This is a genomic window from Morganella sp. HMSC11D09 (assembly GCF_001807955.1).
Classification (GTDB): Bacteria; Pseudomonadota; Gammaproteobacteria; order Enterobacterales; family Enterobacteriaceae; genus Morganella; species Morganella morganii.
This window is the reverse complement of the sequence record NZ_KV791711.1, coordinates 30,570-48,255: the sequence shown is the minus strand read 5'-3', so window position 1 is coordinate 48,255 and position 17,686 is coordinate 30,570. Positions and strand designations below refer to the sequence as shown.

The 17,686-nt window shown below is 53.2% G+C and carries 21 protein-coding genes; 10 read left to right on the top strand and 11 right to left on the bottom strand.

What is annotated here, in order from left to right:
- Positions 1 to 18 precede the first annotated feature (18 nt).
- The gene (locus tag HMPREF3119_RS15830; protein WP_004241854.1) at positions 19 to 555 is read right to left on the bottom strand and encodes a DMT family transporter; all 537 of its coding nucleotides are present in this window, start codon (positions 553 to 555) and stop codon (positions 19 to 21) included.
- Positions 556 to 649: 94 nt separating this feature from the next.
- Between HMPREF3119_RS15830 and HMPREF3119_RS15825 the strand changes: the two genes are divergently transcribed.
- Entirely contained in the window at positions 650 to 1,543 is an 894-nt protein-coding gene (locus HMPREF3119_RS15825; RefSeq protein WP_036416954.1) for a LysR family transcriptional regulator, read from the top strand.
- Between the two features lie 3 nt (positions 1,544 to 1,546).
- On the opposite strand, the gene HMPREF3119_RS15820 is transcribed toward HMPREF3119_RS15825, so the two are convergent.
- Positions 1,547 to 1,987 (bottom strand): hypothetical protein, encoded by a 441-nt coding sequence (locus HMPREF3119_RS15820; protein ID WP_004238535.1) that lies wholly within the window; start codon positions 1,985 to 1,987, stop codon positions 1,547 to 1,549.
- Positions 1,988 to 2,231: 244 nt separating this feature from the next.
- Between HMPREF3119_RS15820 and HMPREF3119_RS15815 the strand changes: the two genes are divergently transcribed.
- A complete protein-coding gene (locus HMPREF3119_RS15815) occupies positions 2,232 to 2,576 on the top strand; it encodes a DMT family protein (protein WP_004238534.1) in 345 nt (114 codons plus the stop codon).
- Between the two features lie 141 nt (positions 2,577 to 2,717).
- Positions 2,718 to 3,149: a carboxymuconolactone decarboxylase family protein gene (locus tag HMPREF3119_RS15810; RefSeq protein WP_032098440.1), complete on the top strand. Its 432-nt coding sequence runs from the start codon at positions 2,718 to 2,720 to the stop codon at positions 3,147 to 3,149.
- Between the two features lie 27 nt (positions 3,150 to 3,176).
- Here the strand turns inward: HMPREF3119_RS15810 and HMPREF3119_RS15805 are convergent, their stop codons facing one another.
- Positions 3,177 to 3,623 carry a VOC family protein gene (locus HMPREF3119_RS15805; RefSeq protein WP_032098439.1) on the bottom strand — a complete coding sequence of 149 codons (447 nt, stop codon included), beginning with the start codon at positions 3,621 to 3,623 and terminating at the stop codon, positions 3,177 to 3,179.
- A 35-nt stretch (positions 3,624 to 3,658) separates the two neighbouring features.
- A complete protein-coding gene (locus HMPREF3119_RS15800) occupies positions 3,659 to 4,090 on the bottom strand; it encodes a FosA13 family fosfomycin resistance glutathione transferase (protein ID WP_004238530.1) in 432 nt (143 codons plus the stop codon).
- A gap of 326 nt (positions 4,091 to 4,416) precedes the next feature.
- Between HMPREF3119_RS15800 and HMPREF3119_RS15795 the strand changes: the two genes are divergently transcribed.
- From HMPREF3119_RS15795 to HMPREF3119_RS15775, 5 genes are all read left to right on the top strand, one after another.
- Positions 4,417 to 5,574, top strand: coding sequence for a double-cubane-cluster-containing anaerobic reductase (locus HMPREF3119_RS15795; RefSeq protein WP_046024269.1), 1,158 nt, complete (start codon positions 4,417 to 4,419; stop codon positions 5,572 to 5,574).
- A 9-nt stretch (positions 5,575 to 5,583) separates the two neighbouring features.
- Positions 5,584 to 6,387, top strand: a complete 804-nt coding sequence (locus tag HMPREF3119_RS15790; protein WP_070580289.1) for an acyl-CoA dehydratase activase — start codon at positions 5,584 to 5,586, stop codon at positions 6,385 to 6,387.
- A complete protein-coding gene (locus HMPREF3119_RS15785) occupies positions 6,384 to 6,626 on the top strand; it encodes a putative Se/S carrier-like protein (RefSeq protein ID WP_004238527.1) in 243 nt (80 codons plus the stop codon). The genes HMPREF3119_RS15790 and HMPREF3119_RS15785 overlap by 4 nt, the downstream gene beginning before the upstream one ends.
- Positions 6,627 to 6,744: 118 nt before the next feature.
- A complete protein-coding gene (gene nifJ / locus HMPREF3119_RS15780; RefSeq protein ID WP_070580287.1) occupies positions 6,745 to 10,299 on the top strand; it encodes a pyruvate:ferredoxin (flavodoxin) oxidoreductase in 3,555 nt (1,184 codons plus the stop codon).
- Between the two features lie 5 nt (positions 10,300 to 10,304).
- Positions 10,305 to 10,616, top strand: a complete 312-nt coding sequence (locus HMPREF3119_RS15775) for a DUF5339 family protein (protein WP_051997304.1) — start codon at positions 10,305 to 10,307, stop codon at positions 10,614 to 10,616.
- Between the two features lie 49 nt (positions 10,617 to 10,665).
- Here the strand turns inward: HMPREF3119_RS15775 and HMPREF3119_RS15770 are convergent, their stop codons facing one another.
- A complete protein-coding gene (locus HMPREF3119_RS15770) occupies positions 10,666 to 11,328 on the bottom strand; it encodes an HAD family hydrolase (RefSeq protein ID WP_004241865.1) in 663 nt (220 codons plus the stop codon).
- A gap of 157 nt (positions 11,329 to 11,485) precedes the next feature.
- Here HMPREF3119_RS15770 and HMPREF3119_RS15765 point away from each other — a divergent pair, with 157 nt between their 5' ends.
- The gene (locus HMPREF3119_RS15765) at positions 11,486 to 11,980 is read left to right on the top strand and encodes a 2-thiouracil desulfurase family protein (RefSeq protein ID WP_004238523.1); all 495 of its coding nucleotides are present in this window, start codon (positions 11,486 to 11,488) and stop codon (positions 11,978 to 11,980) included.
- Between the two features lie 106 nt (positions 11,981 to 12,086).
- Complete coding sequence (locus tag HMPREF3119_RS15760; protein WP_036417143.1) at positions 12,087 to 12,824, top strand: phosphatase; 738 nt, start codon at positions 12,087 to 12,089, stop codon at positions 12,822 to 12,824.
- A gap of 34 nt (positions 12,825 to 12,858) precedes the next feature.
- On the opposite strand, the gene HMPREF3119_RS15755 is transcribed toward HMPREF3119_RS15760, so the two are convergent.
- The 6 genes from HMPREF3119_RS15755 to HMPREF3119_RS15730 form a co-directional block, all read right to left on the bottom strand.
- On the bottom strand, positions 12,859 to 13,638 hold the full coding sequence (locus HMPREF3119_RS15755) for a creatininase family protein (RefSeq protein WP_024473982.1): 780 nt from the start codon (positions 13,636 to 13,638) through the stop codon (positions 12,859 to 12,861).
- Positions 13,638 to 15,044, bottom strand: coding sequence for a purine-cytosine permease family protein (locus HMPREF3119_RS15750; protein ID WP_046024271.1), 1,407 nt, complete (start codon positions 15,042 to 15,044; stop codon positions 13,638 to 13,640). Before HMPREF3119_RS15750 ends, HMPREF3119_RS15755 begins: the two co-directional genes overlap by 1 nt.
- Before the next feature lie 279 nt (positions 15,045 to 15,323).
- The gene (locus HMPREF3119_RS15745) at positions 15,324 to 16,136 is read right to left on the bottom strand and encodes a DUF2145 domain-containing protein (protein ID WP_070580285.1); all 813 of its coding nucleotides are present in this window, start codon (positions 16,134 to 16,136) and stop codon (positions 15,324 to 15,326) included.
- Between the two features lies 1 nt (position 16,137).
- Positions 16,138 to 16,578 carry an STM0539 family protein gene (locus HMPREF3119_RS15740; RefSeq protein ID WP_004238517.1) on the bottom strand — a complete coding sequence of 147 codons (441 nt, stop codon included), beginning with the start codon at positions 16,576 to 16,578 and terminating at the stop codon, positions 16,138 to 16,140.
- A 15-nt stretch (positions 16,579 to 16,593) separates the two neighbouring features.
- Positions 16,594 to 17,103 carry a DUF2569 domain-containing protein gene (locus HMPREF3119_RS15735; RefSeq protein WP_004238516.1) on the bottom strand — a complete coding sequence of 170 codons (510 nt, stop codon included), beginning with the start codon at positions 17,101 to 17,103 and terminating at the stop codon, positions 16,594 to 16,596.
- A 37-nt stretch (positions 17,104 to 17,140) separates the two neighbouring features.
- Positions 17,141 to 17,644, bottom strand: a complete 504-nt coding sequence (locus HMPREF3119_RS15730; RefSeq protein ID WP_036416932.1) for a GNAT family N-acetyltransferase — start codon at positions 17,642 to 17,644, stop codon at positions 17,141 to 17,143.
- Positions 17,645 to 17,686 lie beyond the last annotated feature (42 nt).

Sequence of the window (17,686 nt, the reverse complement as noted above, 5' to 3'; positions counted from 1 at the left end):
TATTCCGGGAAACCAAACCTATCTTTTTATTGTCTGTTCGACTTGAGTTGCATTTCCTGCCCCGCTGTCAGTATCGCGGGGCTTTTTTTCACCCGCAAACTGCATCACCAGCACACCCGCCACCACCAGGCCGATACCGGCGAGTTTGGCTATCTGAACCGGCTGTTTCGGCATTCCGAACAAACCGAAGTGTTCAATCAGCGCGGAAATCACCAGCTGACCGGCAATCACCATTACGAAAAAGGTAATGCCGCCGATTTTCGGTACCAGGATCAGAGCGGAGGTCAGATACAGCATTCCGGCTATCCCGCCGAGCCAGATCCAGAACGGCTGATGCAGTAAATCCGCGCTCAGCACCGGTTTCGGAACTTTAAATATTAATAATAACGGTGCTAAAACAATAATACTGATTAATAATGATACAAGACTGGCCCATAACGGATGACCCAGATGGCGTGCTAACACTGCATTGCTGACCGCTTGCACCGGTACTATGGCACCGGCAAAAAAAGCACAAACAATCAAAGCAATAGCGGATAATGATAAGGTTGACATAGTGGTCTCCCTGGTTAACGTTTTATTAACATCAATCATAGGTGATCCCCGGAAGAACCGGAAATGATCAATTTTATAGGGTACTATTCGTACGATGAATAATATAAAGAAATTAGATTTAAATCAGCTGGTTACCCTGCATGCCCTGCTGCGTGAACGCCATGTCAGCCGGGCAGCCGTGTCTCTGCACCGCAGTCAGCCTGCTGTCAGCCACACACTGAACCAGCTGCGGGATTTATTTCAGGATCCGCTGCTTATCCGCAGACAGGGCCGTTATCATCTGTCCGGTAAGGCAGAAGCACTGTATGCGCCGCTGACACAGGCACTGAGCCAGCTCGATGACCTGATCGCACAGCAGGATTTCCGGCCGGAAAATTGCACGCGGCGGTTTAATATCGCCATGTCCGATTACGGGGCGGCGATTTTCAGCGGAAAACTGATCCGTTATCTGCGGACTGCCGCGCCGCAGGTCGATTTGCAAATCTGGCAGGGCAGCCGCGAGGAGATGCAGGGAAAATTACAGGAAGGCAGTCTCGATCTGGCCTTCGGGGTATTTACAGCCACAGATTACACTCTCCGCACAAAAACGGTTTTTACGGACACCATGGTCAGTGTTGCGGATAAACAATACTGCACCAACGGCACGATGCCGATGGCGGACTGGCTCTCGCACCCGCATATCCTGGCGAGCATGAAGCCGTATGAAGCCAATGAGATTGACCGGCAGTTACAGCTGCTCAATTACCGGCGGCGCATTGCGGTCTCTGTTCCTTACTGGCAGATTGCCTCGCAGTTACCGGAAGGCACTGATCTGATCCTGACGGTGGCGCAGCGGGCGCTGCCGGATATACTCAGCCCGTCATTACAGGTATTTACGCCGCCGCTGACTATCGCGCCGCTCAGTTTTCAGATGTTATGGCACCAGCGCAGTGAAGGGGATGCGGCACTCGGCTGGCTGCGGGAAGTGGTGATGCGGGTGTGTGACTGATGCTCAGTGTGTTGTCCGGCGGCAGTTTTGCAGTTCCAGCAGAAATGAGCCGTTATTACCGCCGGTGCGTTTATTTAAGCCGAAAACAAAGCGCCGCTGTGACGGTGTGAAATAAGCGAGTCCGCTGAAGGTACCGGCATAAATCAGGGTATCTTCGCCGATCTCCTGTAAATCCTGCTTTGACATGGTGGCAAACTGTTTAATCGGTGTCAGTGCCGGGGAATGATAGGGGGACGGTTGCGTATCCAGCACCGTAAAGCGGTCATTATGAAACAGAACGACGGATTCACGCTGTTTATCCGGAAAATAAAAATCGCGCATTGCGCCCTGTTTTCGCTGATAACTGGCGGATGAAATCTCACATTTGTAATAGCCGTTCAGTGACCCTCCGGCGGCATAACCGGATAAAGAGACAAAAAATAATAAGAAAGTTAATAAACGCATAAACAGGATAGTTGTTTTTACAAATATTAAGTGTAATAGGATGCGGTTATCCGCACAATCAGTTCAGTACAATCTTCCGGAAATCAGCGGAAAGAATAAAGGGCTGAATACGCGTAAAATGCAAATTTTATAAGTACATAGCGGGAAAGTTTGTTTCCGTAACTATCATCCTGATCATATATCCGTTTATCAGAGATCGGCGTAAAATAGCGGCTGATATCATTTTTTACTGACGGATCCCCCTATGCTGGCGAAGTTTCTCCCGATTTTTCTGCTTGTTCTCTCCAATATTTTTATGATGTTTGCCTGGTACGGACACCTGAAGTTTGCCGGTAAACCCCTTATTGCTGTGATTTTTTTCAGCTGGCTGATTGCGCTGGCGGAATATTGTCTGGCGGTGCCGGCCAACCGGATAGGACATCAGTACTACAGTGCCGCCGAGCTGAAAACTATGCAGGAAGTGATCACTCTGTGTGTCTTTATGGTATTTTCTGTCGCTTATCTGGGTGAAAGCATCACGCTGAATCACCTTATCGGCTTCGGATTTATTGCCGCCGGGGCTTTCTTTATTTTTAAAGGACCGTTTTAACCGCCACCACACAATGACGATAACGATACTGTGAATTTATCCATAATATAGCGGGTGACTGGTTATATCACCAGGTATTATTGCCGGGTATAGCGCCCGGTTTCCGGGATACTTTTTCACTCTGATCAAGGCAGGTCTGTTATGTCATCACTACGTTTATCTTATCCGAAACTCAGTCCGGCAGCGTATGCGGGGCTGATCGCCTGTAAAAATGCACTGGAAAGCAGCGCGTTATCCCCTGAACTGGTTGAGCTGGTGTATCTGCGGGTATCCCAGATTAACGGCTGCGCATTCTGTCTGGAAATGCACACGGCGGCACTGCGTAAGCGGGGCATGGTTCAGGAGAAACTTGACGCACTGGCTGGCTGGCGCGTGAGTGAACGTTTCAGTGATCGCGAGCGGGCGGCGCTGGAATGGACGGAAGCTGTCACACAGTTATCGGCTCAGAATACTGATGAGGCAACCTGGCAGCGTGTGAAGGCACATTTTTCTGATGCGGAAATGAGTGATCTGACAATCGCGGCAGGGCTGATGAATGCCTTCAACCGGATTGCTGTCAGTCTGCGTCAGTAGCGGATCACAGCAACCCGGCACCGGCGGTTATTCGCCGGTGTTATCCCGCAGCCACGGAGTGATAGTCAGCCCGACAAGTAAACCTTCCGGGCTGAGCAGACGGGTGACGGACTGTCCCCACGGCTCGGTTCTGTTTGCCACCAGCAGCGGGTAGCCCTGTGACTGTAAAAATTCCGTGGCCGCTGCCAGGTCGCGTACTTCAAACTCCACCCACGCCTGCGGCTCCGGATGTGACGACGGCCAGCTGTCCTGTCCGAAACAGGAGACAGCGGCGTGGCTGAGCGGCCAGAGCGCGAAGTGTTTCACACCGTGCAGGCTGTGATCGGCGGTCAGGTAATCAGGCACGCCTTCAGATTCACTGAGCGGCAGGCCGACAGTATCCGCAAAGAAGTGTTTGCTGCGGGCGGGGTCGCGGGTCACCGGACCAAAACCGGCGACAAACAGCACACCGGGAACGGCTGGGTAATCAGACATAGCAGTGTCTCCGTAAGATAAGGGTTTATCCCATCTTACACATTAATCTGCCCGGGTGCCGGAAATATCATCTCTTCATACGGTGCTTCACGGCAGGCATCCAGCCGCTGCTGTATCCCGCCGGAATGTGCCTCAAGCTGATGCCCGTCCGGGTCAAGAAAATAGACGGAATCACCTTCACTGCGGTTACGTTTCCAGAGTGTTATCTGATGAGCGGCGAGAAGCGAGCGGAAGGCCGGGAACTGCTCAGGAGGAAGGGTGAAAGCGTAGTGGGTATAACCCTGATGAATAGGCCGGTGAATGATTTCCGGATCTGCCGATAAACAGATCCACAGTTCTCCGCAGGTCAGGTAAGCCCCGTATTTCCAGCGGGTATGCAGCGTCATTTTCAGAATATCGCGGTAAAAATGCAGGCTGCGATCCAAATCGGCGACCGCCAGGGTCAGATGATTCATTCCTGTTAACATATATCCTCCGTCAGCATCCGGCTGTTATAAACAGCACGTCTGAGTCAGGTGAAAGGAAGCCGTATCAGTGGTTGTACGGTGGGGGGTTATCATCATCAGGAAGCTCTCAGGGTAAAATATCAGTCAGGTTTATGATTACCCTGAAGCTTACTGACTGACAACGCAGGGTGCCAGATAATTCCGTTGCCGGGCGTTGTGATTTAAGATCACGTTAATTTAGTCCCGTCAGGGATATTCACCCTGAATATGATTTACCTCAATTATCCTTATTATTAATAGGTCTACTCTGGCGCCACACTTTAATAATGATAATGGTAGGTCTACTTATGTCATTAGTCACACAACTTCCGTCGATCTTTTCTGATTTCTCCGATGCCCGCCAACAGGGCTTTCTCACTGTAATGGAACTGAAAGAGCAGGGTGTCCCGCTGGTGGGAACCTATTGCACTTTTATGCCGCAGGAGATTGCTATGGCCGCCGGTGCAGCGGTTGTCTCCCTCTGTTCAACCAGTGATGAAACCATTGAAGAAGCGGAAAAAACCTTACCCCGCAACTTATGTCCTCTGATCAAAAGCAGCTACGGATTCGGTAAAACCGATAAATGCCCCTACTTCTATTTTTCTGACATCGTGGTCGGTGAAACCACCTGCGACGGCAAAAAGAAAATGTATGAATATATGGCGGAATTTAAACCTGTCCATGTGATGCAGCTGCCGAATAACAGTGAAAGTGCGGAATCTGTCGCGCTCTGGCGCTCGGAAATCATCCGTTTTCAGAAACGGCTGGAAGCGCAGTTCGGCTGTGAAATTACAGAGCAGGGGATCCGTGATGCTATCGATCTGCGCAACCGCGAACGCCGTGCATTAACCGAATTTTACCGCCTCGGGCAACTCAATCCGCCTGCGATGACCGGCCGTGAGATCCTCAGTGTGGTCTATGGTGCCACCTTCAAATTTGATAAACGCGCTCTGATCGGCGAGCTGGAAACGCTGACCGCCAAAGTGCGTGCGGAATATGCTGCCGGTAAACGGCTGGATCCGCGTCCGCGCATTCTGATCACCGGCTGCCCGATTGGCGGGGCGGCGGAAAAAGTAGTACGGATTATCGAAGAGAACGGCGGCTGGGTGGTCGGTTATGAAAACTGCACCGGGGCGAAAGCCACTGAGCAGTGTGTGGATGAAAATCCGCAGGCCGATGTTTATGATGCCCTGACCGAAAAATACCTTGCTATCGGTTGTTCCTGCATTTCACCGAACACACAGCGCCTCAATATGCTCAGTGAGATGGTGCAGGACTATCAGGTGGACGGGGTGATTGATGTGATCCTCCAGGCTTGTCACACCTATGCGGTGGAATCGCTGCTGATAAACCGGCATATCCGTGAAAAACACGATATCCCGTATATGGCGATTGAGACAGATTATTCCACTTCTGACACCGGTCAGCTTGCTACCCGCATTGCCGCTTTTATTGAGATGTTATAAGGAGGCGTCATGCTGAGTATCGGTATTGACTCGGGCTCGACCGCCACCAAAGGGATTTTGTTCAGTGATGAAGACGGCGGCGTGATCCTGCGCCGCTTCCTGATCCCGACTCCGTTCCGGCCGCAGTCGGCGATTCTGGAAGCCTGGGAAACCCTCTGCGGTGAATGTGACACCAAACCGTATCTGACCCTCACCGGCTATGGCCGTAAACTGGCGGACTTTGCGGACAAACAGGTCACAGAAATTTCGTGTCACGGTATCGGGGCGCGCTGGCTGCATCCGCAGACCCGCACGGTCATTGATATCGGCGGCCAGGACAGTAAGGTGATCCGGCTTGATGAACACGGGCATCTCACGGATTTTCTGATGAACGACAAATGCGCCGCCGGGACCGGGCGTTTTCTGGATGTGATCAGCCGGACACTCGGCACCGATATCACGGCGGTGGATGACACCATCCGCGGGATTGAGCCGCATGCTATCTCCAGCATGTGTACGGTCTTTGCCGAATCGGAAGTGATCAGCCTGCGATCTGCCGGGGTGGAGCCGGAGTCGATTCTGTCGGGAATTGTGAATTCAATGGCACAACGTACCGCCGGGTTTGCCAAGCGGCTGAGTACCGTGCCGTCAGTGCTGTTCAGCGGCGGGGTCAGCCGCAGTCAGACGTTCTGTGAGCGGCTTTCACAGCACCTGGGGGCGGAGGTGATCACGCATCCGGACGGGCAGTTTGCCGGTGCTATAGGTGCGGCCATTTACGGCATCCGTCAGTTACAGAAACAGGCCGTCATGACCTCCGGGGATATCCGTTCATGAATGACTATCTGATTTTATTTGAAAATATGCTCGGTGTGGTGGCGATGCGCAAGCATCTCACAGCGGCCGGGCAGCCTTTCACCGTGACGGACATCCCGCCGTCACTGGGCAAAGCCTGTGGTCTGGGGATCCGCCTCAGTGTCAGTGATGATTCACTCCCGGCACTGCGCGACCGTCCGCAGGTCACGGAAATATACCGCTGTGAAGCGGCGGAATATGTGCTGACGGCAGCGGAGTAAACCGCGCTTACAGACAGATAACAAACCACAATCACGATAATCCGGCATTTTTTATTCTGTTATGTTGTAAAAAATAATAAAAATGAAGGGTCTTATTGTGAGCAACGAAATACATAGCATGATCACCACTGATGCAAATCAGGCGGTGGCCCGGATGGCGTATCAGCTGAATGAAGTGATCGCCATCTATCCTATTACCCCGAGTTCCACCATGGCCGAATATGCTGACCACTGGTCCGCGACCGGGGAACCCAATTTGTGGGGCGATGTCCCGCGCATGATGGAAATGCAGTCGGAGGGCGGAGCCATTGCCACCGTTCACGGCGCACTTCAGACCGGCGCACTGTCGACCACTTTCACGTCCTCCCAGGGATTGCTGCTGATGATCCCGTCGCTGTATAAAATTGCCGGACAGCTGATCCCGTTTGTTCTGCATGTGGCGGCGCGGACGGTCGCGACTCACGCCCTTTCTATTTTCGGCGATCACTCGGATGTGATGGCGGTGCGTCAGACCGGCTGTGCACTCCTGTGTGCCAACAGCGTCCAGCAGGCTCAGGACTTTGCGGTGATTTCACAGATAGCCACACTGAACAGCCGCGTGCCGTTTATTCATTTCTTTGATGGTTTCCGTACCTCTCATGAGATGAACAAAATTATTGCTGTCAGCCGTGCGGAGCTGAGCAGACTGATCCCGGCAGAGGCGATCCGCGCTCACCGCGACAGAGCACTATCGCCGGAACATCCGGTAATACGCGGCACATCTGCCAATCCGGATACCTATTTCCAGGCCCGTGAGGCGACTAACCCGTGGTATGACGCGGTTTATCAGCATGTGACGGATGCGATGGCTGCATTTGGTGAGGTGACAGGCCGTTATTATCAGCCGTTTACGTATTACGGACATCCGCAGGCTGAGCGCCTGATTATCCTGATGGGATCTGCCGCAGGTCCGGCGGAGGAAGTGGCAGACAAACTGATTGCGCAGGGCGAAAAAGTCGGCGTGCTGGAAGTGCATCTCTACCGGCCGTTCTCCGCACAGCATTTCCTCGATGCCATTCCGGACAGTGTGCAGCACATTGCTGTGCTCGACCGGACCAAAGAAGCGGGTGCCCAGGCGGAGCCGCTCTATCTGGATGTGATGACCGCCTTTGCCGAAGCGTATCAGAACGGGGAACGGGCACAGCTGCCGCGTATTATCGGCGGACGCTACGGGCTGTCATCCAAAGAGTTTGACCCGGACTGTGTGATGGCGATTTTCCGCGAACTGACGTTAACCTCGCCGAAACGCCGCTTTACGTCCGGTATTATTGATGATGTCACCGGGCTGTCCCTGGCACCGGTTCCGGCGGAGCTGCCGGTCACTCACCGCCTCAGTGCGCTGTTTTACGGGCTGGGCAGTGACGGTACGGTTTCAGCCGCCAAAAATGCCATTCAGATCCTCGGCAGTCATACGGATAACTACGCCCAGGGCTTTTTTGTCTATGACTCGAAAAAGGCGGGCGGCCTTACCGTTTCTCATCTGCGCATCAGTGAACATCCTATCCGTGCTACTTATCTGATCCGGCAGGCAGATTTTATTGCCTGTCATCAGTGGCAGTTTCTCGATAAATATGAAATGGCGAAAAAACTGGCGCCGGACGGGATTTTCCTGCTCAACAGCCCGTATCCGGCGGATGAGGTCTGGCATCATATCCCGCAGGATGTTCAGGCGATCCTGGCGGAAAAACAGGCGCAGCTGTATGTTATCAATGCTTACCGCATTGCCCGTGAATGCCGCCTCGGTGCCCGTATCAATACTGTTATGCAGATGGCGTTTTTCCATCTGACGGCGTTGTTACCGGCGGCGGAAATTCAGTCTTATTTACAGCAGGCGATTATCCGCAGCTACAGCAAAAAAGGGGAAAGTGTCGTTCAGGATAACCTGATGGCGATAGCCCGCACCCCGGAAGCCTTGCACCGCGTGCCGTTGCAGGCGGTAGATCCGCTCAGTCAGCCACGTCCGCCGGTCGTGCCGGATAACGCACCGGACTTTGTCAAAACCGTCACCGCCATGATGCTGGCCGGACGCGGTGATGCGTTGCCGGTATCGGCATTCCCGCCGGACGGCACCTGGCCTTCCGGCACCACCCGCTGGGAAAAACGCAATATCGCAGAGATGATCCCCATCTGGAAACCGTCTCTCTGTACCCAGTGCAACTATTGTGTCGCGGCCTGTCCGCATGCGGCTATCCGCGCCAAAGTGGCCGATCCCGCGGATTTCAGCGGTGCACCGGATACACTGCAGCGTCTGCCGGTTAAATCCCGCGATATGAAAGGGATGGATTATGTCCTTCAGGTCGCCCCGGAGGATTGCACCGGCTGTAATCTCTGTTATGAGGTCTGCCCGGCAAAAGACCGGGAGGATCCGTCCGTCCGCGCCATTAATATGCAGCCGCGGCTGGCGCACCTGGCAGAGGAAAAAGCCAACTTTGATTTCTTCCTGCAACTGCCGGACACTCCCGCATCCCGGCTTGAGCGCATTGATATCCGGACATCACAACTTATCACGCCGCTGTTTGAATTCTCCGGCGCCTGTGCGGGCTGCGGTGAAACGCCGTATATCAAACTGCTGACCCAGTTGTACGGCGAACAACTGCTGATCGCCAATGCCACCGGTTGCTCTTCTATTTACGGCGGTAACCTGCCGACCACGCCGTACACCACCAATAAAGAGGGACGCGGTCCGGCCTGGGCCAACTCGCTGTTTGAGGATAATGCCGAGTTCGGGCTGGGGTTCCGCCTGACGGCTGACCAGCACAAAAAACGGGTAAAACGCCTGCTGATGACCTTTGCGGCCCAACTGCCGGATGAATTACGGCAGCGGCTGACGGATGAGGCACTGTCTGCGGATGAAAAACGTGCGGCTATCACGGAACTGCGGACATTACTGGCGGATAACCCGGATCCGCGAGCCCGTGAGCTGTCAGAGGATGCGCATTACCTTCTGCCGAAATCCGTCTGGCTGATCGGCGGTGACGGCTGGGCTTATGATATCGGCTTTGGCGGGCTCGACCATGTGCTGAGCAGCGGTGAGAATGTCAATGTGCTGGTGCTCGATACCCAGTGTTACTCCAACACCGGCGGCCAGCAATCAAAAGCGACACCGATGGGAGCCGTCACTAAATTCGGGGAGGAGGGTAAAGGCAAATCCCGCAAGGATCTGGGCGTGTCCATGATGATGTACGGCAATGTGTATGTGGCACAGATAGCCATCGGCGCCCAGATGAATCAGACGGTGAAAGCGATTCAGGAAGCGGAATCCTATCCCGGCCCGTCCCTGATTATTGCCTACAGCCCGTGTGAGGAGCATGGTTATGATCTGGCATTCAGTTACGACCAGATGAAAGCCCTGACCGCCAGCGGGTTCTGGCCGCTGTACCGGTTTGATCCGCGTCGTGACGGAACCGGCAAAGCGCCGCTGGTACTGGATTCCCGTCCGCCGTCACAATCCCTGGCGGAGGTGATGCATCAGGAGCAGCGTTTTAACCGCCTCAGCAGTAGTGACCCGGCGAGAGCCGCTGTTCTGGCGGAAAAAGCGGAACAACGGACGGCAAAACAGTATGCACTGCTTGAATTGCTGGCCTCACAGAAATCTGAACCGGCCGGAACCGGCATTGTTCAGGAGGATGCCTGAACGTCATGATGACAAATAACCGGAGCGCCGGGGAAATATCCCCGGCAACGGAACAGGATCTCACGGCGTTAATTGCCCTTGATACCGTTGCGGCACAGGAGCCGCAACGCTGTGAGGCGATCCGGAGCTGGATTGAGCAGAAAGTCTGTTTTGTGCTGCGGCGTGAAGGCAAAATTGCCGGTTACGGCGTGCTGCATTATCACTTCAAAAAGCAGTTTATGGAATTACCAGCTGATGCACAGGATGCAGCCTGTAAACAGGGTATTGATGCGTTAGCCCGGGCTAAAGCTATGATGGAACAGCAAATGCCGAAATAACGGCCGCTGTGATTATTGACGGGCTGTATGATACAGCCCGTTTTTGTTTTCAGCGGGATGAAAACTGTTTGCGGCGTTTTTCATATTTCGCCGGATTGCGGTGAAAATGGCGCCAGTGAGGTTCGCCTGCGGCATACAGCAGCTCATAATCCCCCCGTGAATCGCCCCAGGCACGCATATGGTAAGCGGATAAATCGCCGTAAACCTGTTGCAGCCGGGCAATTTTCTGGCCGCAGCGGCAGTTGTTGCCGTTGATTTTCCCGGTCAGAATGCCGTCTTTCTCTTCCAGCTGAGTCCCGATAAGTTTGATCCCCAGCCGCTCTGTAAACGGCTTCAGAACCAGTTCCGGGGACGCGGAACAGAGTGTGACTTCCGCACCCGATGCAATTTCCGCTGCCACCGCGCGCAGACCTTCCGGGCGCATCATCTTATGCCAGTAACGTTCACAAAATTCCTGTGCTTTTTTCTCCACCCAGCGGGCATCGGTACCGGTCAGAAAGGTGGTGATCAGCACTTCTTTCAGCTCGTCGCGGGTCAGTTTACGTGAGAAGCAGCGCAGTGTCGGCAGAACCAGACGCAGCATCCGCAGGGAAAAAACACGTTTCCCGAAGGCAAAACGCAGGAAAGGAACAAAGCTGTCACGGCGGGTCAGCGTGCCGTCAAAATCAAAAACGGATAACACCGGTTTTTCTGACGGGGTGGGTGCGTGCATAAAGAGGTATACTCCGGTTAAATAGGTGATCGTGCAGAGTTTAGCATTTTTTCCGGCAAAAGGAGACATCTGCCCGGCTTGTCCCGCGCTCATAAGTTATTTACTATCAGGTATTGATTATCACTATCTGAATTATACCGGTATACACTGCGAGAATATGATGATTGCAATCAGTGCCTGTCTGGCAGGTGAAGCCGTCCGTTACGACGGCAGCCATAAATTATATGCCCCGCTGAAAGCGCTGCAGAACAGCGGAATGGCGGTTCCGGTATGCCCTGAAATCCTCGGCGGTCTGCCGGTGCCCCGCGCCCCGGCGGAAATCACCGGCGGTGAGGGCTGTGATGTCTGGGCTGGCACCGCCCGGGTTACCGGCAGTGACGGCGAAGATGTCACTGACGCCTTTAAACAGGGCGCACTGCGGGCACTGGAACATCTGCAACAGCGGAATATCACGCATGTGATCCTTAAAGCTAACAGTCCGTCCTGCGGCAGCGGTCTGATCTACAGCGGCGCATTTGACGGCACGCTTAAATCCGGCAACGGTGTGGCAACGGCGCTGTTTGAGACAAACGGGATCACGGTCTGGCATGAAGACCATCCGGAACTGCCCGCGCTGATTGAACAGCTGTTACAGAACGGAAAAAGTGCATGATAACCCTGACACCCGCCAGTGTGTTAATCCGTGTGCCGGGTTGAAGACCCGTTTCAGAATCTGATAGGGTTAAGAGGTGCTTAACCGCAGAAAGGAGAGCAGAGTGATATATCCGGTTGATTTACATGCCCATACGGTTGCCAGTACCCATGCTTATAGTACCGTCCGTGAATATTTTACCGAAGCGGCGGAGAAAGGAATAACCCTGTTTGCGATCACCGACCACGGGCCGGAAATGGCGGACGGGCCGCATCCGTGGCATTTTGCCAATATGCCGGTTCTGCCGCGCATGATTAACGGTGCAGGGCTGCTGTACGGTATTGAGGCTAATATTAAAAATCAGGCCGGAGAGACGGACTGCACCGATAAAATGGCGCAGCAGCTGGATATTATCCTCGCCGGTTTTCACGAGCCGGTGTTGCAGCCGCAGGGGCAGGCCGCCAATACCGAAGCCATGATCGCCACTATTCGCAGCGGAAAAGTGCAGATTATTACCCATCCCGGAAACCCGAAATATCCGCTGGATATTCATGCGGTGGTGCAGGCGGCAAAAGAGTGCAATGTGGCGCTGGAGATGAATAACTCCTCATTTCTGCATTCGCGGGCGGGCAGCGAGAAAAATTGCCGTGCGATTGCTGAGGCGGTGCGTGACCACGGCGGCTGGATCTCACTGGGCTCAGATTCCCACTATGCCGGTTATCTGGGGAATTTTGAGCGGGTAGTGACCATGCTGCGGGAAATTGAGTTTCCTGAAGCGCGTATCCTGAATGTCACCCCGCGCCGGGTACTGGATTTTCTGGAATCACACGGACGGCCGCCAATTCCTGAATTTGCCGGACTCTGAAAAAAAGGCCCCGCATTGCGGGGCATTACTCTGTTTACTTAGTGCGTAAATCATAATTCCAGTTGGTTTTTTCCAGCGCCTCAATACTCTCCACCACCAGGTCTGTCAGGGCATCCAGCATTTTTTCGCCTTTCTCAATGCTGGCGTAAGTCGGGTCGCCGGTGGCACCTGTTACTGAAACCTCGGTGATATCCCACATAATCTGTACATTATCGCCGTGGCGGATGCTGTCTTCCGGCATCTGACGCACCGCTTTGCTCAGGTCGCACAGATCAGGACACACCGCAGCGGTAATGGAGGATTCTCCCTCACCGCCATGCCCCAGACCGTTCCATTCACGGAAGAAATTCTCTCCGAGACGGCCGCCGAGTACGGACCACCAGGCCGGCAGGAACGCAAAAACCACATCTTTATGACGCGCTTTGACATTCCGCTGTGCGATATCCAGCGACGGAATATTTCCGTCGTGACCATTGAAGACAAAAATGTGTTTGATGCCGTACTGAATCAGGCTCTCAAACATGTCTTCCGCAATCGCAATCACCGTTTCAAAGCGGATGTTAATCGCCATCGGTGTGCCGTTATAGTGTGCGGAAGTGCCGAACGGCACACCCGGTACCACAATCGTGCGGGATAAACGCTGTGCCGCACGGCGGGCGACGGCTTCCGGCACAAACAGATCCGGACCGAGCGGCAGATGCGGGCCGTGGCTCTCACAGCTGCCGAAAATGGTAATGGCACTGTCGATTTCGCCCTTATCGAACCGGTTTTTCAGCTCTTCAGTGGTGAACTCATTCAGATAAACTTTTTTCATTATGATCTCCCTGTGGCCGGTGAGGTGGCTTTTGCCGCCAGCAGCGGATGCAATATCAGATAAATAATAACGGTAATAACTAATGCCAGCAGGCCGGTCGGCCAGTCAGACAGAATATTGTTCAGTGCCATCACCAGACCGGAAGCCATCCCGGCCAGCGCACTGATCACTCCGGCGTAATTGTATTTCGGCTGATTGTTAATCTGTGTGATGTCGTAGCGGCATTTGCGGGTGATGTAGTAATCCGCCAGCAGCGGCCCGGCCAGCGGCGGTGCCATAATGCCGAGATAGTTAATAAAATCAGCAAAGAAGATTTGGTAAAAACCGATAGCGCCCAGCACAGTACCGATAATCCCGGTGGTCAGGATCAGGACGTTTTTATTGACCTTTACACCAACGGAATCCAGCACCGGTCCGGTATAGAGCGAGTTACAGTAGAGTTCCGCGTCGTTGGTGGTCCACAGTGACAGTGTCCAGGTGATCACCCCGATCAGCGCCAGCAGGAAGCTTTTCTCGATCATCCAGGTAATGTAGTTCGGCATCCCGACCGTCATGGTGCCGATATAACCGACCACATTGAGCAGCGGGTTGGTGAAAATAAAACAGGCTGCCGATCCCCAGAATACCGCAGAAATACTCTTATTAAAGCGGAACAGATCCACGCCCATCACCGCCCCGGCAATCCAGCTGCCGACCACCATCGTGATCGCGGTGGAGAGCATCAGCCCTTCATTGCGGTTGGAATTCTCAATAAAGACCGATAACCCGCCGCCCTCCTGCAACATCGCATAACCGGTGATAACGGCGATAATCATAATAATCGGCGATACCGGAATGGCGATAATTTCCAGTCCTTTCATGCCGTGCAGTGAAGTGTACGTAAACAGCAGACCGGCGATGACACAGGAAAGAAAGACTTCCAGGGTGATCGGCACACCGTTGTAGCCGTGCTCTGCCGGGTTAAAGACGATGATCCCGCTGGGATTGCCCAGGAACGTGCCCCAGATATCTCCGACCATCCCGGTGATCGCCGCAAACCAGCCGAGGGTCAGCAGCCCCATAGCAATCATCGGCAGGTTCGCGCCGAAACGGCCATAGGAAAAACGGCTGATCAGCGCCAGGCTCAGCCCGGTGCGCTGCGCCATAATACCGAGCAGCGAGGTGAGAATAAACAACAATCCCATCCCGATGGCGATAGCCAGCAGCGCCATCGGAAATGACATTCCCGGCCCGCCGTTGGCCCCAGCCAGGGCGCCGCCGATAAATAACCCGGTTGCCACATAACCGAAACCTATCCAGACCAGTACCTGTTTCCAGGTCTCGCGGCGGTGTGTCATCGGTATGGGCGTAAACATAAAATCGTGGTCATGCGCCGGAGGCGCGGATGACGTTTCGTGTTTGCTCATGGTGTTTCCCCTGTCTTATGTGGTGTTGGCAGTTGCCGCTAAAAAGTGTTTTTAAAATAAAAGGCCATGCTCTTGTTATGATTTATTATTAGCCTGGTAAAGTAATTGTTTGCAACTAAATTAATGAAAATAAAAGGAAAAGGAAATTTAATGTAACGGACAGGTTGTCGGTAAAAGCGGGGCGGGAAATCACATAAACGGGAAGGAGAACAAAAAATCGACGAAAAATGCTGCCATCAGAAATAATGGCAGCAGGATATAAAATAACCGGGGTGGTAATTATTCCGGCAGCGGCACCATACAGACGGCACTGCCGAAGCTGCCGTGACTGCACTCAACCCGGAATTTGCCGTAGCGGCTGAGAAAACCGAGCAGGCTGTCGCCGGAGTTAAAGGTGACAATACCGGTCACCGGCTGACCGTCAGTGGACATATGCGGCATCAGGCTGTCCGCCAGTGCCCGTTTGATTAATCCGGCCTCGGCGGAGGAGCCGATATAGAATTCTGATTTCAGCCAGTTTACCCCGGCGGAAACCGAATTCACGCCCGGAGAGCGGGCGGCGGCGAACACCATCAGCACCCAGCCGTTGGAATTCTGGCTGTCGGTCGCAAACGGATGCGCCACCATATTATACGCCGGATTGTGCAGGGCTTTGCGCAGCTCAGGGTCACGCAGCACTTTCAGTAACTGGGACTGTAAGGCCGGCGGGAAGTGCAGGGTGGCAATGGTATTTCCGGCCAGGTCATCATCAATAAACTGATAAAGTCCCTGGATCCACAGCTCAGACTGCGCAGTACCGCAGGTGTTGAGGTTATGATACACCCGCCAGGTACCGTTCCTTTCCCGTACGGCATAACCGGCATGGGAAAAGCTCAGCCCGTAGTCACTCAGTGCCTGACCCTGACGGACCAGCAGAACGACCCGGTCGCCCTGTTTCTCCAGCCAGTCATTCAGCACTCTGGCCTGTGCGGTGCGCTGTGCGGCTTCCTGCGGCGTGGGCGGGGATTTATCCGCACAGTTCTGACTGCCGCTGTATGCAAGGCCGGACGCAGTGAGCAGGGCAGCCGCAAAAACGGATTTCAGCAGTCGCATATTATGGCATCTTCTCCTGATGGGTTAATTCACGATCATCCTGAGTTACCATATGGGAAATGATTTTCCCGTCCTTTTTCAGATACGCACCGGGGCCTTTTTCGGCCGGTTCCAGTGTCAGTTTATCACCCGGATTCACCGGGGTTTTCTCCAGTTTTTCAGTGGCGACCAGCAGGGCCACATCTTCATTTTTATCGGTCTTGCCGGTGATGGTGGTGACTTTTTCTTTCTTATTATTTTCCACAGACTCCGCACTCATCTGAGCCGGTAAAATGATCGGCGATAAAATTGCGCCGCTTATCATCACAGAGCTGTAGACACTGCCCGCACTACTGAGTACCGCAGTCGATAAATAAGGATTATCCGGCAGTTTACCTGCATTCGCAGGCAGTGTGACCAGTGTGGCGGCACAAACGATTGCCGGAAAAATAAACTTATTCATACTGTTTCCCTTAAATTAATGAACAAATGTTCTTTTTACCCGTTCAGACACCAGGAAATACGAAATCCAGATGATAGCGTAAATAACCAATCTTATCAGCGGATAATAAAGAGTGAAGTCAACATTAACATCCAGCAGATTAACCAGAACGATTTCCTGAATGGCTTCCGAGGCGATGGCAAAAAGAATAAAGGCAATAAACAGCTTCGGCAGATAACGGGAGAGCCTGAAGAAATAATACAGCGTTGTCAGTATCAGCAGCATGGTCAGTATGGTAAAAGCAATATTAATATACATGACCTGCAATACGCGGTCAGGAATATACCCCGCATTTTGCTGATATAAATCATACCACTCACTCAGTGTGTAACCACCGGCACCCAGTGACAGAAAAAGGGTAATTAACGGCAGCCACAACCAGCCGCCGATCCGCGACATCCGTTTTTCCGCACACTCATCACAATATTCCGCGTATTGCGGGATCTCTTTTTCCCCGCACTGAATACAGACCCATTTATGTTCCATACATTATTTTCCGTTTTCGTCTTTCCGGATTATCCGGTTATTTGGGTTGGTCGTTTATCCGGCTCATCAGAATAGCATCGACATAGCGTCCGTCGCGGAATGCATAATCGCGGGCAATCCCTTCGCGCTGAAAACCGAATTTTTCATACAGCGCCAGGCCGTCCGGATTATTGGCAAATACCTCTAATTCAATACGGCGGATGCCCAGCCAGTTATCACAATAATCAATCATTGCCTGCATTAATGCACTGCCGACACCCTGGCCGCGGTAGCTTTTATTTACCGTAATACCAAAATTCACCACATGGCGGCGGCGGGGATTACTGTTCTGATTGATACCCAGCAGCCCGACCACCACGCCGTCAACAACAGCCACCAGCCGGGTGGCTGACTGATCACCCTGGCTCATCCGGTGTTCCCAGAACTTCCGCGAGGTATACGGCATCTGTAACGTATTGGCATAAGACGTAAAATCCTGGTGCATATCGCACAGCGCCGCCGCATCGGAAGGGTCGGCTAAGCGGATGGTAATCTGGCGCATAAATAATATCCTTGATGTAATACTGTTATATTCCCTTATTAA